Source organism: Nocardia sp. NPDC049220 (assembly GCF_040647855.1).
GTDB lineage: Bacteria > Actinomycetota > Actinomycetes > Mycobacteriales > Mycobacteriaceae > Nocardia.
Genome location: NZ_JBEZDA010000005.1, coordinates 1 through 19,835, shown reverse-complemented (window position 1 = coordinate 19,835; position 19,835 = coordinate 1). Strand labels below are relative to the sequence as shown.

Sequence of the window (19,835 nt, the reverse complement as noted above, 5' to 3'; positions counted from 1 at the left end):
CGAAAAGGGCGGTCGCCGGATCACGGCGACCGCCCTTTTCGTCGTCTCAGCTCAGGCGCTCGATGACCATCGCCATGCCCTGCCCGCCGCCGACACACATGGTCTCCAGACCGAACTGCTTGTCATAGGTCTGCAGGTTGTTGATCAGCGTGGTGGTGATTCGGGCGCCGGTCATGCCGAACGGGTGGCCGAGCGCAATGGCCCCGCCGGAGACGTTCAACTTGTCCTCGTCGATCTTCAATTCGCGGGCCGAGCCGAGCACCTGCACCGCGAACGCCTCATTGATCTCGACCAGGTCGATGTCGTCGATAGTTTTGCCCGCCAGCGTCAGCGCGCGCTTGCATGCCTCGATCGGGCCGAGGCCCATGATCTCCGGTGACAGGCCGGAAACGCCGGTGGACACAATGCGGGCCAGTGGGGTGAGGCCGAGTTCGGCGGCCTTGGTGTCACTCATGATGACCAGTGCGGCGGCGCCGTCGTTGAGCGGACAGCAGTTGCCCGCCGTGACGGTGCCGTCCGGACGGAACACCGGCTTCAGCGCGGCGACCGCGTCGTAGGTGACTCCGGCGCGCGGGCCGTCGTCCGTGCTGACCACCCTGCCGTCCGGCAGCGTCACCGGGGTGATCTCGCGCTCGAAGAAGCCGTTCTTGATCGCCTCCTCCGCGCGGTTCTGCGAACGCACGCCCCAGCGGTCCTGCTCCTCGCGGGTGATACCGGTGAAGCTCGCGACGTTCTCGGCTGTCTGGCCCATCGCGATGTAGGCGTCGGGGAGCAGGCCGCCCGTACGCGGGTCCTGCCAGGCGCCCGCGCCGCCCTCGGCGGTCTTCGCGGTGCGCGCCTGGGCCTCGTCGAACAACGGGTTCTGGGTGTTCGGCCAGCTGTCGGCGGAGCCGTTCACGTAGCGGGACACGGTTTCCACACCGGCGGAGATGAACACATCACCCTCGCCGGCCTTGATCGCGTGGAAGGCCATCCTGGTGGACTGTAGCGACGAGGCGCAGTAGCGGTGCACGGTGGTGCCGGGCACGAAGTCGTAGCCCAGTTGCACGGCGACGATGCGGGCGATGTTGAAGCCCTGCTCACCTCCGGGCGAACCGCAGCCGAGGATCAGGTCATCGATCTGGGTCGGGTCCAGCGCGGGCACCTTGTCGAGCGCTGCCCGCACAATCTGCGTGGTCAGATCGTCCGGCCGGATATCGACCAGCGAGCCCTTGCGGGCCCGGCCGATCGGGGATCGCGCGGTCGAAACGATGACGGCCTCAGGCATGAGGACTCCTTTGTCGAACGGTCCTGACGAACCGGTTTGTTACTCGCGGGTTCGTATCGAATCTACGTCCCGTCGCAGTGGGCGGAAAGCGGGGTCACCTCGTTCAACGCTGCGATCAGCACCGGGAGCAGTTGCGCGGCGGCCAGTTCGTAACCCGCGGCCGACGGATGGAAACCGTCCGCCGAGAAAAGGAGTTCAGGAGCGGCGCGGAACTCCGGGGCGAGCAGATGGCCCATCGGCACCGCATGCCCACCCGCGACGGTTGTCGCGACGTTCTGCGCCTTCGCCAAGCGAACGCTCCAGTTACGCACCACGGTCCGCAGCGGCTGCGGGATCGCGGTCACCGTGCCGAGGTCTGGACAGGTGCCGACGACCACCGTCACGTCGGCGCGGCGTAACCGGGCGACCGCCGCGGCGAGCCGGCGCGCCGAGGCGCGGATCGAGTGTTTTTTGGTGATGTCATTGGCGCCGACGAGGATGATCGCGGCGTCCGGTGGCAAACCCGCCACGAACATCGCGTCCACCTGGCCGGCCAATCCTTTGGAGGTTGCGCCGGAAATCGCTTTGGTGCTCAACCGGATTCGCCGGCCGGTCGCTTCGGCGAGTCCGCGGGCCAGGCGCACGCCCGGCACTTCGTCAGCGACGAGACAGCCGACGCCCGCCGCCGTGGAGTCGCCGAAGATCATCAGATGCAGGTCGGCGTATTGTCCGGTGCGCCATGGCTCCGGCGCCGCGCAGCCCGCGGTGTAGATGCCGTCCGCCTCGGGTGGTTTGGACGTATCCCGTCCGATCACGCCGCGCGCGACCCCCGCTTGGGCAATGAGCAGGCGATAGGCCATCCACCACGCGGTGCTCGCGCCCGAACCGGCAAGCACGGTCGCGGCGCTGGTCACCGCGGCAGTACGCCAGCGGAACCTAGGTGCGTTCACGGCAGGAGTCTACGAACACGGGCGGCGGCACCGAGCCCCGGAATGCCGAACGGGTCCGCATGAGGTCCGCGGCGTGTGTCGGTTGTCCACAAGCAGCTTTCGATTGTCGTGCTCCGCGGCCTGGGCAGCGGCCGGTCCGCCGATGCGGCCGTGATCGATGCCACAGTGCGGTTTCGTCGAGAAACGCGCGGCGTTGAACGGTGGCCCCGTCCGGTCGCGGGCACTGGTGGGATGTGACCGTGCCGGTCCGTCGGCGCGGGTCAGCCCGGCACCACGAACGTGCCACGGGCGGGGACGCTCGCGGCGTCGGTGGACACGGTCACCTCGACGACTCCGGGACCGGTGTCTTGGAACAGCGCGTACTGGATGCTGCCGTAAATGCCGGTAACCACCACGTTGTCGTAGCTGCCTGTCGCGCCGGTGGTGGTGTTGCGCCAGGCGACCATGGTGCGAACCTCGCACAGCGGCGCAAGCGGGTAACTGCCGGGCCCGACGCCGGAGACCGGCAGCGCGCGCACGTTGAGAATGGCGCGACCTGGCCATTCGGGGCTGGTGTCGGCCCAGGTGCGAATGCTGGTCCAGCACAGACCGCCGCGCGCGAGCGTGGGCACCTGGGGAAATTCGATGGTGGTCGCGTTCGCCTGCACGCCGGAGCCGACCAACAGGGCCACAGCTGATCCGGCCAGGATTGTGGCGCCACGGGCGATGTTCGGCTGCCTCATGGCTGCCGATCCTAAAGGTATGGGGTGCCGATTGGGGAGTAGTCGGACGCGCTCGCGCGCGGCGCGCGCGAACACACAGTTAGCGCGTCTGCAACTATGGGGGACATGCGCATCGCGGATCATGTCGTGGACCTCATCGGCAATACCCCGCTGGTCCGGTTGAACTCGGTCGTGGGGTCGAACGCCGGGCTGGTGGCGGCCAAGATCGAATACCTGAATCCCGGCGGCAGTTCCAAGGACCGAATCGCGGTGAAGATGATCGACGCCGCCGAGAAGTCCGGGGACCTGCGCGCCGGTGGCACCATCGTCGAGCCCACGTCCGGCAACACGGGCGTCGGCCTGGCGCTGGTCGCGCAGCAGCGCGGCTACAACTGCGTGTTCGTCTGCCCGGACAAGGTCAGTGAAGACAAACGCAACGTGCTGCGTGCCTACGGCGCCGAGGTCGTGGTGTGCCCGACCGCTGTGCCGCCGGACCATCCGGACAGTTACTACAGCGTCTCCGACCGCCTGGTCCGCGAGATCGACGGTGCGTGGAAACCCGACCAGTACTCCAACCCGGGCGGCCCGGACAGTCATTACGAGACGACCGGCCCGGAGATCTGGCACGACACGGACGGCAAGGTCACCCACTTCGTGGCCGGTGTCGGCACCGGGGGCACCATCACCGGCACCGGCCGCTATCTCAAGGAGGTGTCCGGCGGCAAGGTCGAGATCATCGGTGCCGACCCGGAAGGTTCGGTGTACTCCGGCGGCAGCGGACGGCCGTATCTGGTCGAGGGCGTCGGCGAGGATTTCTGGCCGTCCGCCTACGACCCCACCGTGCCGGACGAGATCATCGCGGTGTCCGACGCGGATTCCTTCGAGATGACCAGGCGGCTTGCCCGTGAGGAGGGCCTGCTTGTCGGCGGCTCGTGCGGGATGGCTGTAGTCGCCGCCATCGAGGTGGCGAGGCGGGATCCGGACGCGGTGGTCGTGGTGCTGCTGCCGGACGGTGGTCGCGGCTACCTGTCGAAGATCTTCAACGATCGGTGGATGAGTTCCTACGGCTTCCTGCGCGAGCGGTTGGACGGCACCGCCGAGCCGTTGGTCGGTGACGTGTTGCGCGGCAAGTCCGGTGAGCTGCCGGACCTGGTGCACACCCATCCCTCGGAGACGTTGCGCGACGCGATCGAGATCCTGCGCGAGTACGGGGTGTCGCAGATGCCCGTGGTCGGCGCCGAGCCGCCGGTCATGGCGGGCGAGGTCGCGGGCAGTGTGTCCGAGCGCGATCTGCTGTCGGCGGTGTTCGAAGGCCGTGCGCAGCTGACCGATTCGGTGTCCAAGCACATGAGCCCCTCGTTCCCGCTGATCGGTTCGGGCGAACCGCTTTCGGCCGCCACGAAGGCGCTGTCGGACACCGACGCGCTGATGGTGGTCGAGGAGGGCAAGCCCGTCGGCGTCATCACCCGACACGATCTGCTCGGTTTCCTCAGTACCGGGACCATCGGAAAGTAGCGAGCACAGCGGATCCGATCACCTGATCGCGCGGCGCGGGGCCACCGTCAGGTGAAAATTCTGGTCAGCGAAAAGCATTCGCGTCGGTCAGCGCCCGACCGAGCACCAGCTGGTGCACTTCCGCCGTGCCCTCGTAGGTGAGCACCGACTCCAGATTGTTCGCATGGCGAAGCACCGGGTAGTCGAGTGTGATGCCGTTGGCGCCGAGGATGGTGCGACACTCACGGGCGATCGCGATGGACTCGCGCGTGCTGTTCAGTTTGCCCGCACTCACCTGTTCCGGGGTGACCTCGCCGCGGTCCTTCAGGCGCCCGATATGCAGCGCGAGCAATTGGCCCTTGCCGAACTCCAGCGCCATATCGGCGAGCTTGGCCTGGGTCAGCTGGTAGGCGGCCAGCGGTTTGTCGAAGACTTCCCGGGTCCTGGCGTATTCGATGGTCGTGGCGAGGCAGTCGCGGGCCGCGCCGAGCGCGCCGAAGACGATGCCGAACCGTGCTTCGCTCAAGCAGGCCAGCGGCGCGGCGAGGCCGCGTGATTGCGGAAGCGCCGCGTCGGCAGGAAGGCGAACGTCGTCGAAGTCCAGCTCCGCGGTGACCGATGCGCGCAGGGACAACTTGCGGTGCATTTCCCGTGTGGTGAAGCCGGGCGTGTCGGCCGGAACCAGAAACCCGCGGATCACCTGCTTGCCCTCGTCCTCGGTCTGCGCCCAGACCACCGCGACATCGGCCACCGATCCGTTGGTGATCCACATCTTCGAGCCGCTGAGTACCCAGTCGGCGCCGTCGCGCTTGGCTTTGGTGCGCATGCCGCCGGGGTTGGAGCCGAAGTCCGGCTCGGTGAGCCCGAAACAGCCGAGCGCCCGGCCCGCGGCCAGCTCTGGCAGCCACTGCTGCTTCTGTTCCTCGGAGCCGTATCGGTGGATCGCGGTCATCGCCAGCGAGCCCTGCACCGACACCATGCTGCGCACGCCGGAGTCGACCGCTTCCAGCTCCTGGCAGGCCAGTCCGTAGCTGGTCGCCGACATCCCGGCGCACCCGTAACCCTCCAGATGCATACCGAGTAGTCCGAGTTCGCCGAGTTCCGGTGCGATCTCGCGGACCGGGAACGTGCCCGCCTCGAACCAGTCCGCGACGTGCGGTCGCAGCCGCCGGGCCGCGAAGGCCGCGACAGTATCCCGGATTTCACGCTCATCCTGAGACAACAAGGTATCGGTGGCGAACAGCTCTTCGACAGTGACCATGGCCTCAGCCTAAACGGCTACCCGATCGTTGCGACCGGGCTCACTTGGTCGATCTGTGCTGGGGACTTCGACCTGGTCGCGCTCGTCCTGCCGTGCCATCGGCCGCAGCGGCGATACCGCTGTGTCGACACCGATCCGGCGCTGTGAGCGGTGCGTGGTCCCGAGAGGCCCACCGGGGAGTTGCCCGGGAATCGCCCCGATTAGGCTGAGGCTATGAGCGAGCTGGGATTCTCCACACGGGCCGTGCACGCCGGGTTCGATCCTGACCCCCAGACCGGCGCGGTGAACGTGCCCATTTACGCGAGTTCGACGTTCGCCCAGGACGGTGTGGGTGGTTTGCGTGGCGGTTTCGAGTACGCCCGAACCGGTAACCCGACGCGCTCGGTGCTCGAGGCGAATCTCGCCGCGCTCGAATCGGGTCGCTACGGCCGGGCATTCGCTTCGGGCATGGCCGCGACCGATTGCGCGCTGCGTGCCACGCTGCGGCCTGGTGACCACATCGTTATCCCCGACGACGCCTACGGCGGCACTTTCCGGCTGATCGACAAGGTGTTCAGCCAGTGGGGCATCGAACACTCGCCCGCGCACGTGTCCAACGTGGACGAGATGCGTGCCGCGATTCGGCCGAACACCAAGCTGGTCTGGGTCGAGACCCCGACCAACCCGTTGCTGAGTATCGGTGACATCCCCGCACTGGCCGACGTCGCGCACGCCGCCGGAGCCAAACTGGTGGTGGACAACACCTTCGCGACCCCCTACTTGCAGCAGCCGCTGCTGCTCGGCGCGGACATCGTGGTGCACTCCACCACCAAGTACCTGGGTGGCCACTCCGACGTGATCGGTGGCGCGCTGATCACCGATGATCCGGAGCTGGACGCGGCATTCGCGTTTCTGCAGAACGGTGCGGGGGCGGTGCCCGGTCCGTTCGACGCTTTCCTCACTCTGCGCGGCACCAAGACGCTCGCATTGCGGATGGACCGGCACTGCGACAACGCCGAAACCCTCGCGGAATTCCTGTCCGGACATCCGGCGATCTCCCAGGTGATCTACCCGGGACTGCCCGAGCACCCCGGACATGGCGTCGCAGACAAGCAGATGCGCCGGTTCGGCGGGATGATCTCGGTGCGCTTGCATGGCGACGTCGAGGCTGCCCGCAAGTTCTGCGCGCGTACCGAGGTGTTCACCCTGGCCGAATCGCTGGGCGGCGTCGAGTCGCTGATCGAGCATCCGGCCGCGATGACGCACGCGTCCACCGAGGGCTCGCAGCTCGAGGTGCCCGCGGACCTGGTGCGGCTTTCGGTCGGTATCGAGGATGTCAGCGACCTGCTCGCGGACATCGAGCAGGCGTTGAGCTAGGTTCGCGGATATGAGCAAGCGGCCGCACCCGATGATCGGGCGCGGCCGCTCGTGTCCACGGGGGAGAGGTCGACCGGGCGCAGCGCCACGGCCGAGAGCGTCAGCTGTGGTAGGGCTCGGCGCTGAGCAAGGTGACCTTCATGGTGTTGCCGTTGGGCAACGTATACTCCCGGGTCTCGCCCACCTTGGCGTTGATCAACGCGCCACCCAGCGGGGAACTCGGCGAGTAGGTCTCCAGCTTGGAATCGCTGAGCCCCTCTTCGCGGGTGGCGATGAGGAAGGTTTCGGTGTCGGACTCGTCGCCGTCGTAGTAGACCTTGACGACCGAGCCGGGGAGTGCGACGCCGGACTTGGTGGGTGCGACGCCGACCTTGGCGTTGTTCAGCAGCTCCTGCAGTTGGCGGATTCGCGCCTCCTGCTGGCCCTGTTCCTCGCGCGCGGCGTGGTAACCACCGTTCTCCTTGAGATCGCCTTCTTCACGGCGTTCGTTGATTTCGGCGGCGATGATCGGACGATTGGCGATGAGCGCGTCGAGTTCGCCTTTGAGCCTGTCGTGCGACTCCGGGGTCAGCCAGGTCACTTGCGTCTCAGTCATCTCGATCACTCCCTAGTAGTTGTTCCCGGCAGGCCGGGATTCCCTGAGCACTACTGCAGTACCCACCGGGGGCGGGCATGCACCAGTCGACGGCTAGAGCGATCCTGGGAAGTTCATCGAACCCCGACAGGCCCCGGTCACGGGCAAACGCGCAAGCCCGAACCGTCAGCGCTGGCCGCCAATGCAGCAAACACGGCTCCGAACCCCGGAACCGTGTATCAAGCCATTTTAGCATGAATCACAAACGTGCAGGTCGGAGTTAATTTCGAGGACCCCGCGCACGAAAAGTGCCGTCAGCCCGCTCGAAGATAGCTGGGCACCTGGTCACTGCACGCGTAGATGCTGCCCGACACCGGGCGAGCCGAGGAACGGACGATAGTGGTCAGCTCGACCGTGCCGCTCGTCGAGGGTTCGACCAGGACTTCTCGGCGGCCCAGTTCGGAGCCGTCGCGCGCCATCGCACGAACGAAACACACCGCGGGTTGCGCGGGATCGGCACGAGTGACCTTGAGCCGGATCGACATGGTCGAATCGTCCACGACGGTATAGCCGAGCTGTTCCGCCTCGATGGGCTCCGGGCCGTACTTCAGGTAGCCGAGATAAGCGACGCCGAGCCCCGCCAGCACCACCAGCAGCCCGAGGACCAGCGGAATCCATCGGCGGCGTACCGGCGGTTTCGTGCCGTACCGGTCGGCGGGGCGCTGACTCGGCGCCGCGGACGCGATCGTCGCGTCACCGCCGGGTTCCGGCGCGGGCTCGGTCATGGGCGGTCACTCCCGGGGGTACGTTCGGAACAAATGGTGGTCGAATGGAACTATAGGGAACGACGACCTGACACCCGCGACCGAGAGCGATGAGGTGAACGAGAACGTGAGTGGCCTTCGCCTCATGGCGGTGCATGCCCACCCCGACGACGAATCGAGCAAGGGCGCGGCGACGACCGCCCGGTACGCCGATGAAGGACACGATGTCCTCGTTGTCACGCTGACCGGCGGAGAACGCGGAAGCATCCTCAACCCGGCCATGGACACGCCGGGTGTTCTGGAGCGGATCGACGAGATCCGCCGCGCGGAGATGGCCGCCGCCGCTCGTGCGCTCGGCGTGCGCCAACATTGGCTTGGTTTCGTCGACTCGGGCCTGCCGGAGGGTGACCCGCTGCCGCCGCTGCCGGAGGGCAGCTTCGCGTTGATTCCGCTGGAAGAAGCCACCGAGGCGCTGGTGCGGGTGGTGCGCGAGTTCAAACCGCACGTGATGACGACCTACGACGAGACCGGCGGCTACCCGCATCCGGATCACATCCGCTGCCATGAGGTGTCGATCGCCGCCTTCGAGGCCGCGGGCGACCCGGAGCGCTTCCCGGACGCCGGTGCGCCGTGGGCGCCGTTGAAGCTGTATTACGACCACGGGTTCAGCATGCGGCGCATGGAGGTGTTCGCCGAGGAGTTCGAGCGCATCGGCGAGCCGTTCCCGTTGCAGGAGTGGCTCGACCGGATGCGCAAGTATCAGGCCGAGCGTGGCGATGTGCCCTCGCGAATCACCACCCAGATCGAGTGCGCCAAGTACTTCCCACAGCGGGACGACGCGTTGCGCGCGCACGCGACGCAGATCGACCCGAACGGCGCCTTCTTCGCCATTCCGATGGACGTGCAGCAGCGCCTGTGGCCGACGGAGGAATTCGAGCTGGCACGGAGCAGGGTGGACACCGACCTCCCGGAGACCGACCTGTTCGCGGGCATTCAGGACGAGCAGCGGTGATGCTGGTTCTGCTCGCCCAGACGCCCGGCACCCCGACCGGGCCCGAGTTCGGCAAGGCATCGCCGCTCGGGCTGGTCATCATCCTGATTCTGCTCGCGGGCACCATCTTGCTGGTCAGGTCGATGAACCGGCACATCAAAGGCCTGCCCGCCACGTTCGAGCCCGAGCATCCCGAACCGGACCAGGAGGCCGACGAGGGAACCGAGCACGGCATTACCCGCCGTACCGGTGCGGAGTCGAGCGACGCGGATGCCGAGGGACGCGCCGAGTCGAGCTGACCTGCGCGAGCCTGCTGAACTGCGCTATGGCTTTCGCGCCTCTCACCTTCTCCGCGGTCGCTTGGAAGCACACCGCTGGCAACCATTTCGGCGCAAAGTGGTGTTCGCAATGTCGCGCGCTGGTCGGTGTCCTGTGTTACCAATTCAGCGATACCGCTCGACCGAAGGAAGCTCATGGACAACGTGATCGGACAGATCGACCGCGCGCTGGACGCGACCGGAGCGATCGTCGCCGCTGTGGGAGACGCGGGCCTCGCCGCGCCGACGCCGTGCCTGGATTGGGACGTGCGGACCGTCCTCAACCACACCGTGGGTGGCATACATTTGTTCGCGGCCGCTCTGAGCGGCACGGATGCGGGAGCTGACCACGAATCCGATTGGTTGGGCAGCGATCCGCAGGGCGCGTTCGCCGCGGCGGCGGAGGTGGATCGCGCGGTGTGGCATCGGCCGGACGCGCTCGACGCCACCGTGGACATTTCGCTGGGCGAACTGCCGGGGCCCGCGGCGGCGCTGGTGCATCTCACCGAGGTTCTCGTGCACGGCGTCGATATCGCGGTGGCCATCGACCGGCCGGATCTGGCTGACGATGGGTTGTGCGGCGAATTGCTCGCCACCATGCAGGCGATGGGCGGTATCGATTCCTTCCGCGCGCCCGGCATTTTCGGGCCGGAAGTCGCCGTCCTCGGGGAGGTACCGGCACACCGCCGACTCTTGGCCTATGTCGGACGCGAGGTGTCGACCCGGACTCCGTAGCCGGCACATCGCTGCGGTGCGGTCGGATCTCGGCGGTCGAACAGCCTGCTCGAGGATGCGGTAGCACGTCGCGTCGTTCCGCGCGCCAACGCTATCTGCCGCACGGCGATCGACTGTGCCACCTGCCTCGCGGTGGTGACGCAAGGTCCACGTCGAGTGCTCCGCGCTGGCGGCCCGGGCAGGGTCGAGGTTGCCGGTGCGGCAGTGCTCGCGTCGAGTGGACAGCCAGCTGCCGAGGTAGCAGCAGTCGGTGGTGAGGTACGTCGGCGGGCCATCGGCAGCGTGTAGGCAATGGGTTCGATTGCCCGCCACAGCCCAACTCGCCTATTCGGCAGAGACCAGGTCTGGTCGCTCAATAGGCGGTATTCGCACCATCGGGGTTGCCTCGGCTTCTCGTCGGGTGTCCAATCGGTGGTATCTGGATCGCCGAGTGAGCTCAGTAGATGAATCGGCAACGGATATACCGACAATGACAACGCATGTCCGATGTGGAAGGTGCTCGTCATGATCGAAACCGGAAGTACCGCAGTCGTGACAGGGGCCAGCAGCGGCATTGGGGAGCAGTTCGCCCGTCAATTGGCGGCGCGAGGAGTGAACCTTGTGCTGATTGCCCGTAACGAGGTTCGGCTGCAGTCGTTGACTGATCAATTGAAAACGGCACATCGGGATCTAGGCGTCACCGTTATGACAGCGGATCTCTCGGTCCCCACGGCCGCGGCCGAGCTGACAGAAAAGCTCACCGCGACAGGGGTGACTGTGGATATGTTGGTGAACAATGCCGGATTCGGATCGCATAATCTGTTCGTCGATGAAGATCCGGACAATGTCGCGCGGGAGATTCAACTCAACTGTGGTTCACTGGTCGCGTTGACCGCTCGGTTGCTACCGGGCATGCTCGCCCGCGGCCGCGGCGGCGTGCTGAACGTGGCCTCGACGGCGGCATTTCAGCCGATACCGACGATGGCCGTCTACGCGGCGTCGAAGGCGTTCGTACTGTCGTTCACCGAAGCGCTGTGGGGGGAGACAAGGGGATCCGGCGTGCGAGTCTTGGCCCTGTGTCCTGGAGCCACCGAGACCCGCTTCTTCGAAGTTACGGGTAAGGAGTTCATGACCCACGGACGCCAAACCCCCGAACTCGTGGCTGGAGTCGGGTTGCGCGCCTTCGATTCCGGCCACGGTCCTTCAGTCGTCTCCGGCCTGGCGAACCGGATGCTTGCCAATGGCTACCGGTTCCTACCACGTGGTGCCATGATGCGGTTCGCGCGAACGAATGTGCGCGCTGCGCGCACACAGCCGGCGTGAGTCGATTGGAGTCGCTGCATGTCCAGCGCAGGACGAGTGCCTGGCAGTACGTGTCCGCTCTGGCCCCACAGTGCGGTGCACGGGGGCCGGCCTACGCGAGTTCGTCTTCTATCATCCGAACTACTTCTGCGACGCAAACATTGATCGTCTCTGTCAACCGCTTGGTGTCGACGCCATAGGCGGTCGGAGGGTTGCCTGGAGGGATCGCGTACCGGCCGTCATCGATGATATCCCGCCACGCAATGGTGTGTTCGGTGATGCCACGTGGGCCGTACAGCGATCGACCTTGTACGACGGCGATTGTGCCAATGCTCGACGCAGGTTCTCGGAGAAACGTATCGGACCGACTGTCCGATGTGTCGTCGATCGACCTGACTACGGAGGAACGACCGTATCGATAGTCCATGTCTTCGCACGGAACCGGAAGTACTATGTCTCCTCGCCGGCCTGCGCCGACGTCAGGAAGACAATTCACGACGGCAGCGGACAAACCCAACACGTCACACTCGGTGACGGTGAACCCTGCGCTGTGCCAGATCGTTTCCCCGGGAATCTGTCGCGTGACGTAGCCGCGCTGTCCCTGCAGAGTTCCTAGTACCCGAACGCACCTCTTCGGATTCTCCGGATCCAGGCCGTCCCAGCCTTGAGCGCAGATGCGGATGTCCGGCTGCGAAATCGCGTGTAGTGCGATATCGAAATTCGGATCCAGCGTTGTCCGAAGCTGTTTTCGCGTCTCGAACATCTCGCGTACGTAGTCGTCGTATCTCGGCGTTAGACTCGAAAAGGTCAGCGGCGGCGGCAGAAATTCCTTCGTGACCCCCTCCCAGAGTGAAACGAATTCTACGTCACTGAAGGTCCAGGTTCGGCTCATTCGTCGACCAGCGGGTTCGACACTATTTGCGGCTTTCCGATGGCCTCGTCGAGATGGCTTGTGGAATTCAGCTGGCGAAGGCGCTTGTGCCCCTGCTCTTGCCCCTGTTTCCCGGCCTGGGCCGGAGCCCCCGCCGGACCCGGCGCGCCTGCTGTCGACGCCGGTCCTGCTAGAGCGGCTGTCCCTGAGGCGGCGACCACCGCACGCGGAAACAACTGCCTTGGTGCTGCGTTCGCTAGTGCCTTCGGAACCGCGCCATTCGGCCCTTTTGCGCCCCCGCCCGGGCCACCCCCCACACCGCCGCGTGCCGCTGTCGACAACCGGTCCGGTATCCCCGACGGGGTGGCAGGCACGGGCGTGGATTGCGTCGCATGCTGCGCGCGTTCGAGTGCCTGCTCGGCCGCTTGCTGAACACCTTGGAGCGCTTGCTGGCCAGCCGACTGGTTCGCTGCCTGTTGTGCCTGTGCCTGTTGTTGCGCTCCTTGGTCCAGCGCCGCCCGTTGCGCGGCTTCCTGCAACTGCGCCGCACGCTGCGGCTGCGTTTGCTGCCCGAAAGCCCGCGTCGCAGCAACCCCATATGGTGCGCCGCCGCCGCCGACGACCTCGGCCGGCCGAGTCGGGTCGGGGATGTCCGGTGTGGATGCGACTGGAGTGACCGGGATCTGGAATACGGGTATACCTTTGCTCGACGCTTCCACGCCCTTGTTGTATGTGTGTTCGACTATTGGGAAAAAATTAGTGCGGATATCGGTAGTGGGATTATCGGGGCTCTTCGATGCTGAAATGGCGGTCAGCATTTGGTCGCGGGTGCTGCGCAGCCAATCCGAGGTGCTGTGGAGGTTCGCGCCGATATGCGCGGTGTTCAGACTCAGCGCATCGATCATTCCACCATATTTCCGCGATGCACCTATCGCCTTCGTCTTCCCCTCGCCTTCCCACTCATTCTCGAGATCGTTCAGGCGCTGATGAAAGAAATCGAAGGCATCTCCCAATCCCAGAGTTAGCCAATCCCATGTGTGCGCCACATAGCTGATGTAGTCCGGTCGGACCTGATGCGGCAGCTCGATGTAGGCGTCGCGTGATATAGCGTATGCGTTTTCGCCGCTGATATTCCAGTCGTCGACCTGGACGCCGAATTTCGCAAGGTCAGGAAGTTCGGAGAGGGGATAGCGTGCGCTTGGGTAATGGAGCTTGTCACGGAACATCGGCGAAACCGGATTCGTCAGGTCGGGGGGAGTCGGAGCATCAGCGCTCAGGGCAACAGGCTTGGTAGGCATAGTGAGCTTGTAGAACTCGTTCTTCGAAGCATTCTCGGTTCCCTCATATGCCCTCGAGGCCGCCTTGAACGCGTCCGCCAGGTCTTGGAGGATTGTCAGGTGCACCGCCAAGATGCGACCCAGGTCGACGGCTTTACCGGAGAACTTGCTGGCTAGTTCTGCGCCGGTTGCCAGATTACTGAAGGGGCGCAGACTGGAAATATCGCCGATCTTACTTTGCAGGGCAAGCACTTTAGCGGTGGCGTCTTGACACAGGGCGACGCCCTCCCGACCTAGCGTGGGCTTGATCTTGATGAGACCTTCGTTCCCCATTCGGGCAAGGTCACGCGCTGGGTTGGCGATGTTTGCTTCAGGTTCCGCTTTTCGGCTCACACCCCACCATCTCTTTCTGGAAATTATCCGCTCGCAGCGGCCTGCGCCGAGCGACCCCGGAATCGTCCGAGACGATTTCTCTTGATGTTACCGGCGCACAGGAAGTTTCGGTTCGGCCAACTGTCCTATACCTCTCTCGACTGTCGTGTACGGATATCCAGCCTTCTCAGGCCAGTCGCCTCACCACGACGTGCCGGTGGCACCACGGCGCCGACGCGGTCGTTCGTCATAGTCCCCACCTTCGCTGGATACCGTTGCTGTGCCGTCGAATTCGTGGTTCGCGGATCCTGGTGGCACCAAAGTGGCCGGCGGCGCGTCCGGTAACTCCACGCTTACGCCCGTGAGGCCCTCGAGCATCTGTTGCAGCGTGGGCGTCGTGCGCCGCTGCGCGGCCAGCGGCTCGGTCAGCAGGTGAACTTTGCGTGCCACGTCGGCGATCGCGGCCTGGGCTGCGGCAGTGACCGCTTCGGCGATCTCCTCGAAGTCCAGTTCACCGATGTCGGGCGAAAATTGCGTCTGGATCACTGCGTTGTCGGCGTTGACCGTGATGGTGACGTAGTCGTTGGGTACCGTCCCAGTGCCGGTGAGACCAGCGCGCCGCTGCTGCATCTCCGCGACCAGCTGCACCTGTTGCTGCAAGCTGTCCAACGCATCCGCCAGGTCGGCCTTGCGATGCTCGTTGGTCATCGTCGGATACGGCTTCCGTCGTTCGCATCCATTCCTGCGCCGATGCGTAGCGAGCTCACGAGACCCACTCTTGTCCTACTCATTCTGTTGACTCCTCCTGATCAACATTCGATGCCGTGCTGGTCGTGCCCGGTATGGTCTCGTCGACTCGGGTGGCGCCGAACCGCATGGAGATATCCCGATAAGCGCCGAGCACGGCTTCCAGCCGCGGTTTCGAGAACCGTCCCGGCTCGGCCGCGTAAACGCTATGCCCGCGCTCGCTGACGAACGCGCTGTCGGGCACGGCGTCGGCGCCCTCCGGGACGAACTTGAGCACTTCCGCTATGGCAGCCACGGCCACCGCGAGAAAGTACCGCTGTCGAGTTGTTTCCTCCGGCGACAGCCCTGACGGGTCGGCGGGACCCTGGCCGCTCGCCGAGTCCGCCACCCACAGCCACTCGCCTGGGTCGAGCAGCTCCGACGGCCGCGCGTCTCCGTACTGCACCGCGTCACCGGACGGGGCGTGGGTCTGCTCGGGGATGCGGAAGACGAACTCGCGCTCCGTACCGCAGGACGGGCATGTGCCGTGGTATCGGCTTCCCAGATCGTGCACGATCATGACCACGGAACTGCGGGGATGAAAGTCGCTCGCACCGCAGGCGTCGCACGGATGAAGATCCATGTATAGATGTGCCTCGGCATTGGTGCGGGCCAACCGGAGGGAAATGTGCGGGTCATCGCCGTGCCGGGCCGGAGGGTCAGACATCTGTGTCGGCCTCGAGGATCGTGGACGCATACCGGTCACCGAACAGCAGCCGGTGCCGCCCGACTTCCCTGCGGCGCAACCGCTCCGGGGGCGCGACGACATCGACAAGGCGGAACATTCATCTATCTTGGCGTTCGGCGTGCTCGTCGTCCACAGGGAGCAGTGACTTGTCGCGTCTAGCGCTCACTGGCTTCGGCAATTCATCCCGGCTGAGCAGATACTGACCGGAGCCACCCAATGCCGCCCACCCGTCACTGATCAGCGACCAGAAACCAATCCGAACCCGCCCGAGCCACGACAGGCACCCCGAGAAAGATCGAGGCCAATGCGCCGATCCCCACCCAGAACCAGCCATCGATCCAGGTCACAGCCCCAGAGGCCGAAAAGCCGGCCCAGTATGTCCTAACTCAGGTCTGGGTTTCCAGCCCACCCCATGCCACAGTTGCCACCTTGGGAATGGGAGCGGTTTGGCATCGGCGGCCCGAACTTGTTCGAACCGCCCCGGATGATATTCGTCCATGTCGCTCATGTACGCATCCCGCTCGGAACGGAAATGACTGACAATCACTGGTAATGAGTCCAGTCCCATCATATGAGAGACTCCATCGTACAAAAATAGTTTGGATGTAGGAATGAGCAATGCATTGGTATAACTGTGCTGGACCGGCGAAAATTGGTCGACGGTGCCGTGTACAAGATCGACAGGAACCCGGTAATCATCGAACTCGATCCCCCAGGGTTGGGCAGCTTGGATGACATCGTCCACCCATGCTTCACGATCTTCCCGCAGCCCGCGCTGATAGCTTTTGGCCAGAAGGTCGGAGTTCCATCCCGCCCACTTGTAATCCAGCTCCGTGAAGTAATCTTCGTTGAGCGCGAGAAGCCATTCGCCGCGCTCACCAGTTCTCTGCGCCATTTTCATGATCGCGCCATCGAAAAACGCCGCTTTATTCGCCTCACCCATCCCTGCGGACCAGTCACCACTTTCCTCGAGTTTAGGAGCCAGGCCAACAAGGGAGACGACACGTTCGACCCGCCCAGGGTCCAACGCGCCGACGGAAATGGCTGTCGAACCACCGCCCGACCGACCCAGCACCGAATATCGGTCCAGTGCGAACAGATCAGCTACATACATGATGTCGCGGGCGCAGTCTGCGACTTCACGATCCGGAAGTCGGGTGGAATCGCCATACCCCGGCCGCTCCACAGTGATCAGAGCGAATCCTCGGTCGGTCAGTTCCTTCAGGTCGGGCAGCGGGCCGTCGACGCCGACCGGCGAACCCGGCGACATCAAAATCGGATACCCGTGCGGATCGCCCGCCACACGGAAATGTAGGACTCTGCTGCCGCCCGGCACACGGTCATCCGGTATTCGCGTGGCATACAGCGGGGCCTTTTCGAAGCGCGTCGCCATCGCGTCTTCGGCAGCCCACACCACGTCGTCCGGCAGCGCCGTGAGCGCGGCCTCGTGACCGAACCGACGCCCCAGTTCGCGTCGCTGGTCCCGATCGTGCGGCGATTCGAGCAATGCGTCCGTGTGGGTGGATTCCGGTTCGCCCTGGGCCGGAACGACGTGTTCGCCGGAATCGAGTGATTGCGTGTCATCCCCCACGGGGTTCTCGACCCGAGCCGCGGGACCTGAACTATCGCCGCGGGCGAGCACCTCATCCGGCCAGCCCAACGTGACCCGAGGGTCGATTTCAGGATTATTCGGGTCGAGGACTCCGGCTTCGACCAATGCGCGCACCGCTTCGGGTTCGCTGACCGGCACCTGATCCTTCCACCCCGACACTATCGACAAACTTCTATAATTCCGCAGATCCAGCGCGACTGGCCCAGGAATCCTATAGGCATCGAGAGGATACTCTTTCGAATGAGGAAGTGCCGCCATCTCGGCTGCAGCTTTCCGAAATTCGACGCCCTTGGCAACCGACACCTCGGCTGAATCAGACCCATTAAAAATTCCATCCCGGTAGAGTTCGAATGCGCACTTGACTTTAAATTTTGCGTATCCATATGCTAGCGGGTATGCATACCCTAGCCGATAATTAGCACCTCTAGGCATCTCATCGCTAGTCCAGAATTTGCCATAGCTGAAATGCGCTGGCCCGGACTGCCTCCACTTCTCGTATGCCTCGACATCGCCTGTTCCCGACCAAATACCCTCGGTCATGTCCCCATCGCTGAACGACATGCTTCGGTTGTCGTCACCGCCTTCCCGAACGGGCGGATGGTTCGATTCCGAAGTGCCGAACAGGTTGTCGTGCGGCGGAGGGTTTGCCGCAGGGAGATCCTCGGCGGAGATCGCCGAATCCGGGGGTCCATTGACGGAGGTGAGATCTTGCTGCTCGGGTCCGGCCGGGTCCGTCGAGTCGGGCCGACCGAATACCGCGCCCGACATGGCACTCGCCTGCGGAGCCAGTCGCTCAACAGCGATTTTTGTTTCCAAGTCGACCGTACCGTGTATCAGTTCGGTTGCGATAGGCTCGGAAACGGAACCGCCCCGGATGGTTTTCGGCCGGGGCTCGCGATCCTCCGCTGATATGTCGGTCCGGAGGCCCCTGTGCGACCCAGGGCCTTCGACCTCCGCGCCGAACAGAATGCGACTCGCCTGAGCCTCGGTATCCTGCAACTGTTCTGCTACTGCTTGTCTGTATAGCTCGGCCAAGGACCAGAGTTGGTCGAGGTCCGCTTGCTCCAGCGTCTCACGCGCGGTCTTTCGCGATGCGCTATCACGCGCAGCGTGTCCGAGCGGCGAATTGGGCAACTGTTCTGCGACAAGTTCCCAGAAGAACTCGAGGCCTTGTCCGGGGTCGTCTACCAGCCGCGCGTCGAGTCGAAGTTGCAGGGCCGACAACTCCGCCAACTCCTGCTCCATTTCTCGGTGCTGTCGATGCAGGTCTTCGAGTTGTGTGCGCTCGGCATCGGTCAATGGGTCCAGCGCTGTACCGTTGGGCCCGGCAAAGACAAACCCCCATATTGTCACTCGATCATGTCGATGTTCCGGCAAGAACTCTTTGACCAGCACGCCATTCCAGTCGATAGTCCACCAGCGACCGCGCCAGGATGTCACCACATATGCATGCCCCCCGGTGCGGCCATCGAATTCGGACACTACGACCGTGACGTGATGGGCCGAGTCGCCATCGCCGCCGCTCGGCTCGCCGATCCTGGCGGCCCCAGCGGGCAAGAGGCTCCTGATGTCACTGTGCGACGCGATCACATGCGGCCGTCCCCCGAGAGCGGAGGCGATCTCGAATAGCGATGTGCCGTCCAGGCTCACATTCCGCTCGATCCACTGGATCCTTTCGTTGCCGGTCACGGCTTGTGCCGCCATGACGGCCAGTGGAGCGCAGTGATCGCTCAGCGCATTCGGATCTATCCGCTCGAGCAGCGGCGCCATGTCCTCGAGCGCAGCTTCCAGTTCCGTATCCCGGCGCCGTACCTCCTCATCCATCAGGCCGATGCGAACCTCGAGTTGTTCGGCCGAATCGGCTGATGCGGGTCGGCTCCTCGCGTGGTGCAGCTCGGCAGCGAAATGGTGCCGGTCCAGCGTCGCCGCCCATCGCATCGCGAGGACGGCACGCAGTTGGGCGAGTCCATTGCTGATTCGCTGACGCGCTAGGGGATCATCGGCGGCCAGTCCGTGCGCAATCGAGGCGGCGTAGAGCAGTCGGTTCTCGTACTCTCGATGCTCCGACAGGTCGGACTGCAGCGGGACATAATGGTTGTCGCCGATAAAGTCTGCCTGCAGGCGGTTTGCGGCTCGGGTAGATGGGGCAGGCGGCTGCGCAGGCGTGGTCCCGTCCGCCTCCGGATGTGTCGGCCGATCCGGCCGGACGCGCATCGCTGCCTCGGCCCGTTCGCCGACGGCACCGTTATAGGTCCAGTAATATTGTTGCGCAACCGCTTTCGTCTCACCAGATTCCCCCGACGGCAGGGTGTTCACGGGTTCCGTAGCGGCTGCGCCGGCACCGACGGATACAATCTTTTGCTCTGGTCGGTGCAATGGTCTGTCGGTCTCGGTGGCCTTTCCCGCTGCGGTATCGGCGATCTCATCGGCTTCATCGCGGCCGCCGGCGTCGAAGTGGCCGGTATTTGGTGGTTGATGTGGTGTGGGGTTGTTTGGGTGGGGGTTGGTGGTGATTTGGGTTTGGTGTGGTGGTGGGTTGGTGGAGTGGTTGGGGGGTAT

The 19,835-nt window shown here is 64.7% G+C and carries 19 protein-coding genes; 7 read left to right on the top strand and 12 right to left on the bottom strand.

What is annotated here, in order from left to right; genetic code table 11:
* Nucleotides 1–46 precede the first annotated feature (46 nt).
* The 3 genes from AB0C34_RS15565 to AB0C34_RS15555 all read right to left on the bottom strand — a co-directional run bounded on the left by AB0C34_RS15565 (nucleotide 47) and on the right by AB0C34_RS15555 (nucleotide 2,918).
* Entirely contained in the window at nucleotides 47–1,267 is a 1,221-nt protein-coding gene (locus AB0C34_RS15565) for an acetyl-CoA C-acetyltransferase (protein ID WP_357072310.1), read from the bottom strand.
* Nucleotides 1,268–1,329: 62 nt separating this feature from the next.
* Nucleotides 1,330–2,196, bottom strand: coding sequence for an SGNH/GDSL hydrolase family protein (locus tag AB0C34_RS15560; protein WP_357072307.1), 867 nt, complete (start codon nucleotides 2,194–2,196; stop codon nucleotides 1,330–1,332).
* 260 nt (nucleotides 2,197–2,456) lie between these two features.
* A complete protein-coding gene (locus AB0C34_RS15555) occupies nucleotides 2,457–2,918 on the bottom strand; it encodes a hypothetical protein (RefSeq protein ID WP_357072305.1) in 462 nt (153 codons plus the stop codon).
* 105 nt (nucleotides 2,919–3,023) lie between these two features.
* On the opposite strand from AB0C34_RS15555, the gene AB0C34_RS15550 reads away from it, so the two are divergent.
* Nucleotides 3,024–4,412, top strand: coding sequence for a cystathionine beta-synthase (locus AB0C34_RS15550; RefSeq protein ID WP_357072302.1), 1,389 nt, complete (start codon nucleotides 3,024–3,026; stop codon nucleotides 4,410–4,412).
* Between the two features lie 64 nt (nucleotides 4,413–4,476).
* On the opposite strand, the gene AB0C34_RS15545 is transcribed toward AB0C34_RS15550, so the two are convergent.
* Entirely contained in the window at nucleotides 4,477–5,652 is a 1,176-nt protein-coding gene (locus tag AB0C34_RS15545; protein WP_357072298.1) for an acyl-CoA dehydrogenase family protein, read from the bottom strand.
* 213 nt (nucleotides 5,653–5,865) lie between these two features.
* Here AB0C34_RS15545 and AB0C34_RS15540 point away from each other — a divergent pair, with 213 nt between their 5' ends.
* Entirely contained in the window at nucleotides 5,866–7,008 is a 1,143-nt protein-coding gene (locus tag AB0C34_RS15540; protein WP_357072295.1) for a cystathionine gamma-synthase, read from the top strand.
* A gap of 100 nt (nucleotides 7,009–7,108) precedes the next feature.
* On the opposite strand, the gene greA is transcribed toward AB0C34_RS15540, so the two are convergent.
* Nucleotides 7,109–7,603, bottom strand: coding sequence for a transcription elongation factor GreA (gene greA / locus AB0C34_RS15535; RefSeq protein ID WP_357072292.1), 495 nt, complete (start codon nucleotides 7,601–7,603; stop codon nucleotides 7,109–7,111).
* Nucleotides 7,604–7,896: 293 nt separating this feature from the next.
* Complete coding sequence (locus tag AB0C34_RS15530; RefSeq protein WP_357072289.1) at nucleotides 7,897–8,367, bottom strand: DUF4307 domain-containing protein; 471 nt, start codon at nucleotides 8,365–8,367, stop codon at nucleotides 7,897–7,899.
* A 124-nt stretch (nucleotides 8,368–8,491) separates the two neighbouring features.
* Here AB0C34_RS15530 and mca point away from each other — a divergent pair, with 124 nt between their 5' ends.
* From mca to AB0C34_RS15510, 4 genes are all read left to right on the top strand, one after another.
* Nucleotides 8,492–9,358 (top strand): mycothiol conjugate amidase Mca, encoded by an 867-nt coding sequence (gene mca, locus AB0C34_RS15525; protein WP_357072991.1) that lies wholly within the window; start codon nucleotides 8,492–8,494, stop codon nucleotides 9,356–9,358.
* Nucleotides 9,358–9,636 (top strand): hypothetical protein, encoded by a 279-nt coding sequence (locus tag AB0C34_RS15520; protein ID WP_357072286.1) that lies wholly within the window; start codon nucleotides 9,358–9,360, stop codon nucleotides 9,634–9,636. Before mca ends, AB0C34_RS15520 begins: the two co-directional genes overlap by 1 nt.
* Nucleotides 9,637–9,810: 174 nt before the next feature.
* Nucleotides 9,811–10,389 (top strand): TIGR03086 family metal-binding protein, encoded by a 579-nt coding sequence (locus AB0C34_RS15515; RefSeq protein WP_357072283.1) that lies wholly within the window; start codon nucleotides 9,811–9,813, stop codon nucleotides 10,387–10,389.
* A 504-nt stretch (nucleotides 10,390–10,893) separates the two neighbouring features.
* Entirely contained in the window at nucleotides 10,894–11,691 is a 798-nt protein-coding gene (locus tag AB0C34_RS15510; protein WP_357072280.1) for an SDR family oxidoreductase, read from the top strand.
* A gap of 91 nt (nucleotides 11,692–11,782) precedes the next feature.
* On the opposite strand, the gene AB0C34_RS15505 is transcribed toward AB0C34_RS15510, so the two are convergent.
* The 6 genes from AB0C34_RS15505 to AB0C34_RS15480 all read right to left on the bottom strand — a co-directional run bounded on the left by AB0C34_RS15505 (nucleotide 11,783) and on the right by AB0C34_RS15480 (nucleotide 19,592).
* Complete coding sequence (locus tag AB0C34_RS15505) at nucleotides 11,783–12,562, bottom strand: ESX secretion-associated protein EspG (protein WP_357072277.1); 780 nt, start codon at nucleotides 12,560–12,562, stop codon at nucleotides 11,783–11,785.
* Nucleotides 12,559–14,151: a hypothetical protein gene (locus AB0C34_RS15500; protein WP_357072274.1), complete on the bottom strand. Its 1,593-nt coding sequence runs from the start codon at nucleotides 14,149–14,151 to the stop codon at nucleotides 12,559–12,561. Before AB0C34_RS15500 ends, AB0C34_RS15505 begins: the two co-directional genes overlap by 4 nt.
* Before the next feature lie 240 nt (nucleotides 14,152–14,391).
* A complete protein-coding gene (locus tag AB0C34_RS15495; RefSeq protein ID WP_357072271.1) occupies nucleotides 14,392–14,898 on the bottom strand; it encodes a YbaB/EbfC family nucleoid-associated protein in 507 nt (168 codons plus the stop codon).
* Nucleotides 14,899–14,977: 79 nt separating this feature from the next.
* On the bottom strand, nucleotides 14,978–15,643 hold the full coding sequence (locus tag AB0C34_RS15490) for a hypothetical protein (protein WP_357072268.1): 666 nt from the start codon (nucleotides 15,641–15,643) through the stop codon (nucleotides 14,978–14,980).
* The gene (locus AB0C34_RS15485) at nucleotides 15,636–15,761 is read right to left on the bottom strand and encodes a hypothetical protein (protein WP_357072265.1); all 126 of its coding nucleotides are present in this window, start codon (nucleotides 15,759–15,761) and stop codon (nucleotides 15,636–15,638) included. Before AB0C34_RS15485 ends, AB0C34_RS15490 begins: the two co-directional genes overlap by 8 nt.
* 246 nt (nucleotides 15,762–16,007) lie before the next feature.
* The gene (locus AB0C34_RS15480; RefSeq protein WP_357072262.1) at nucleotides 16,008–19,592 is read right to left on the bottom strand and encodes an alpha/beta fold hydrolase; all 3,585 of its coding nucleotides are present in this window, start codon (nucleotides 19,590–19,592) and stop codon (nucleotides 16,008–16,010) included.
* A 54-nt stretch (nucleotides 19,593–19,646) separates the two neighbouring features.
* Here AB0C34_RS15480 and AB0C34_RS15475 point away from each other — a divergent pair.
* Nucleotides 19,647–19,835: hypothetical protein (locus AB0C34_RS15475; protein WP_357072259.1), on the top strand; the 189-nt coding region annotated here is incomplete at its 3' end.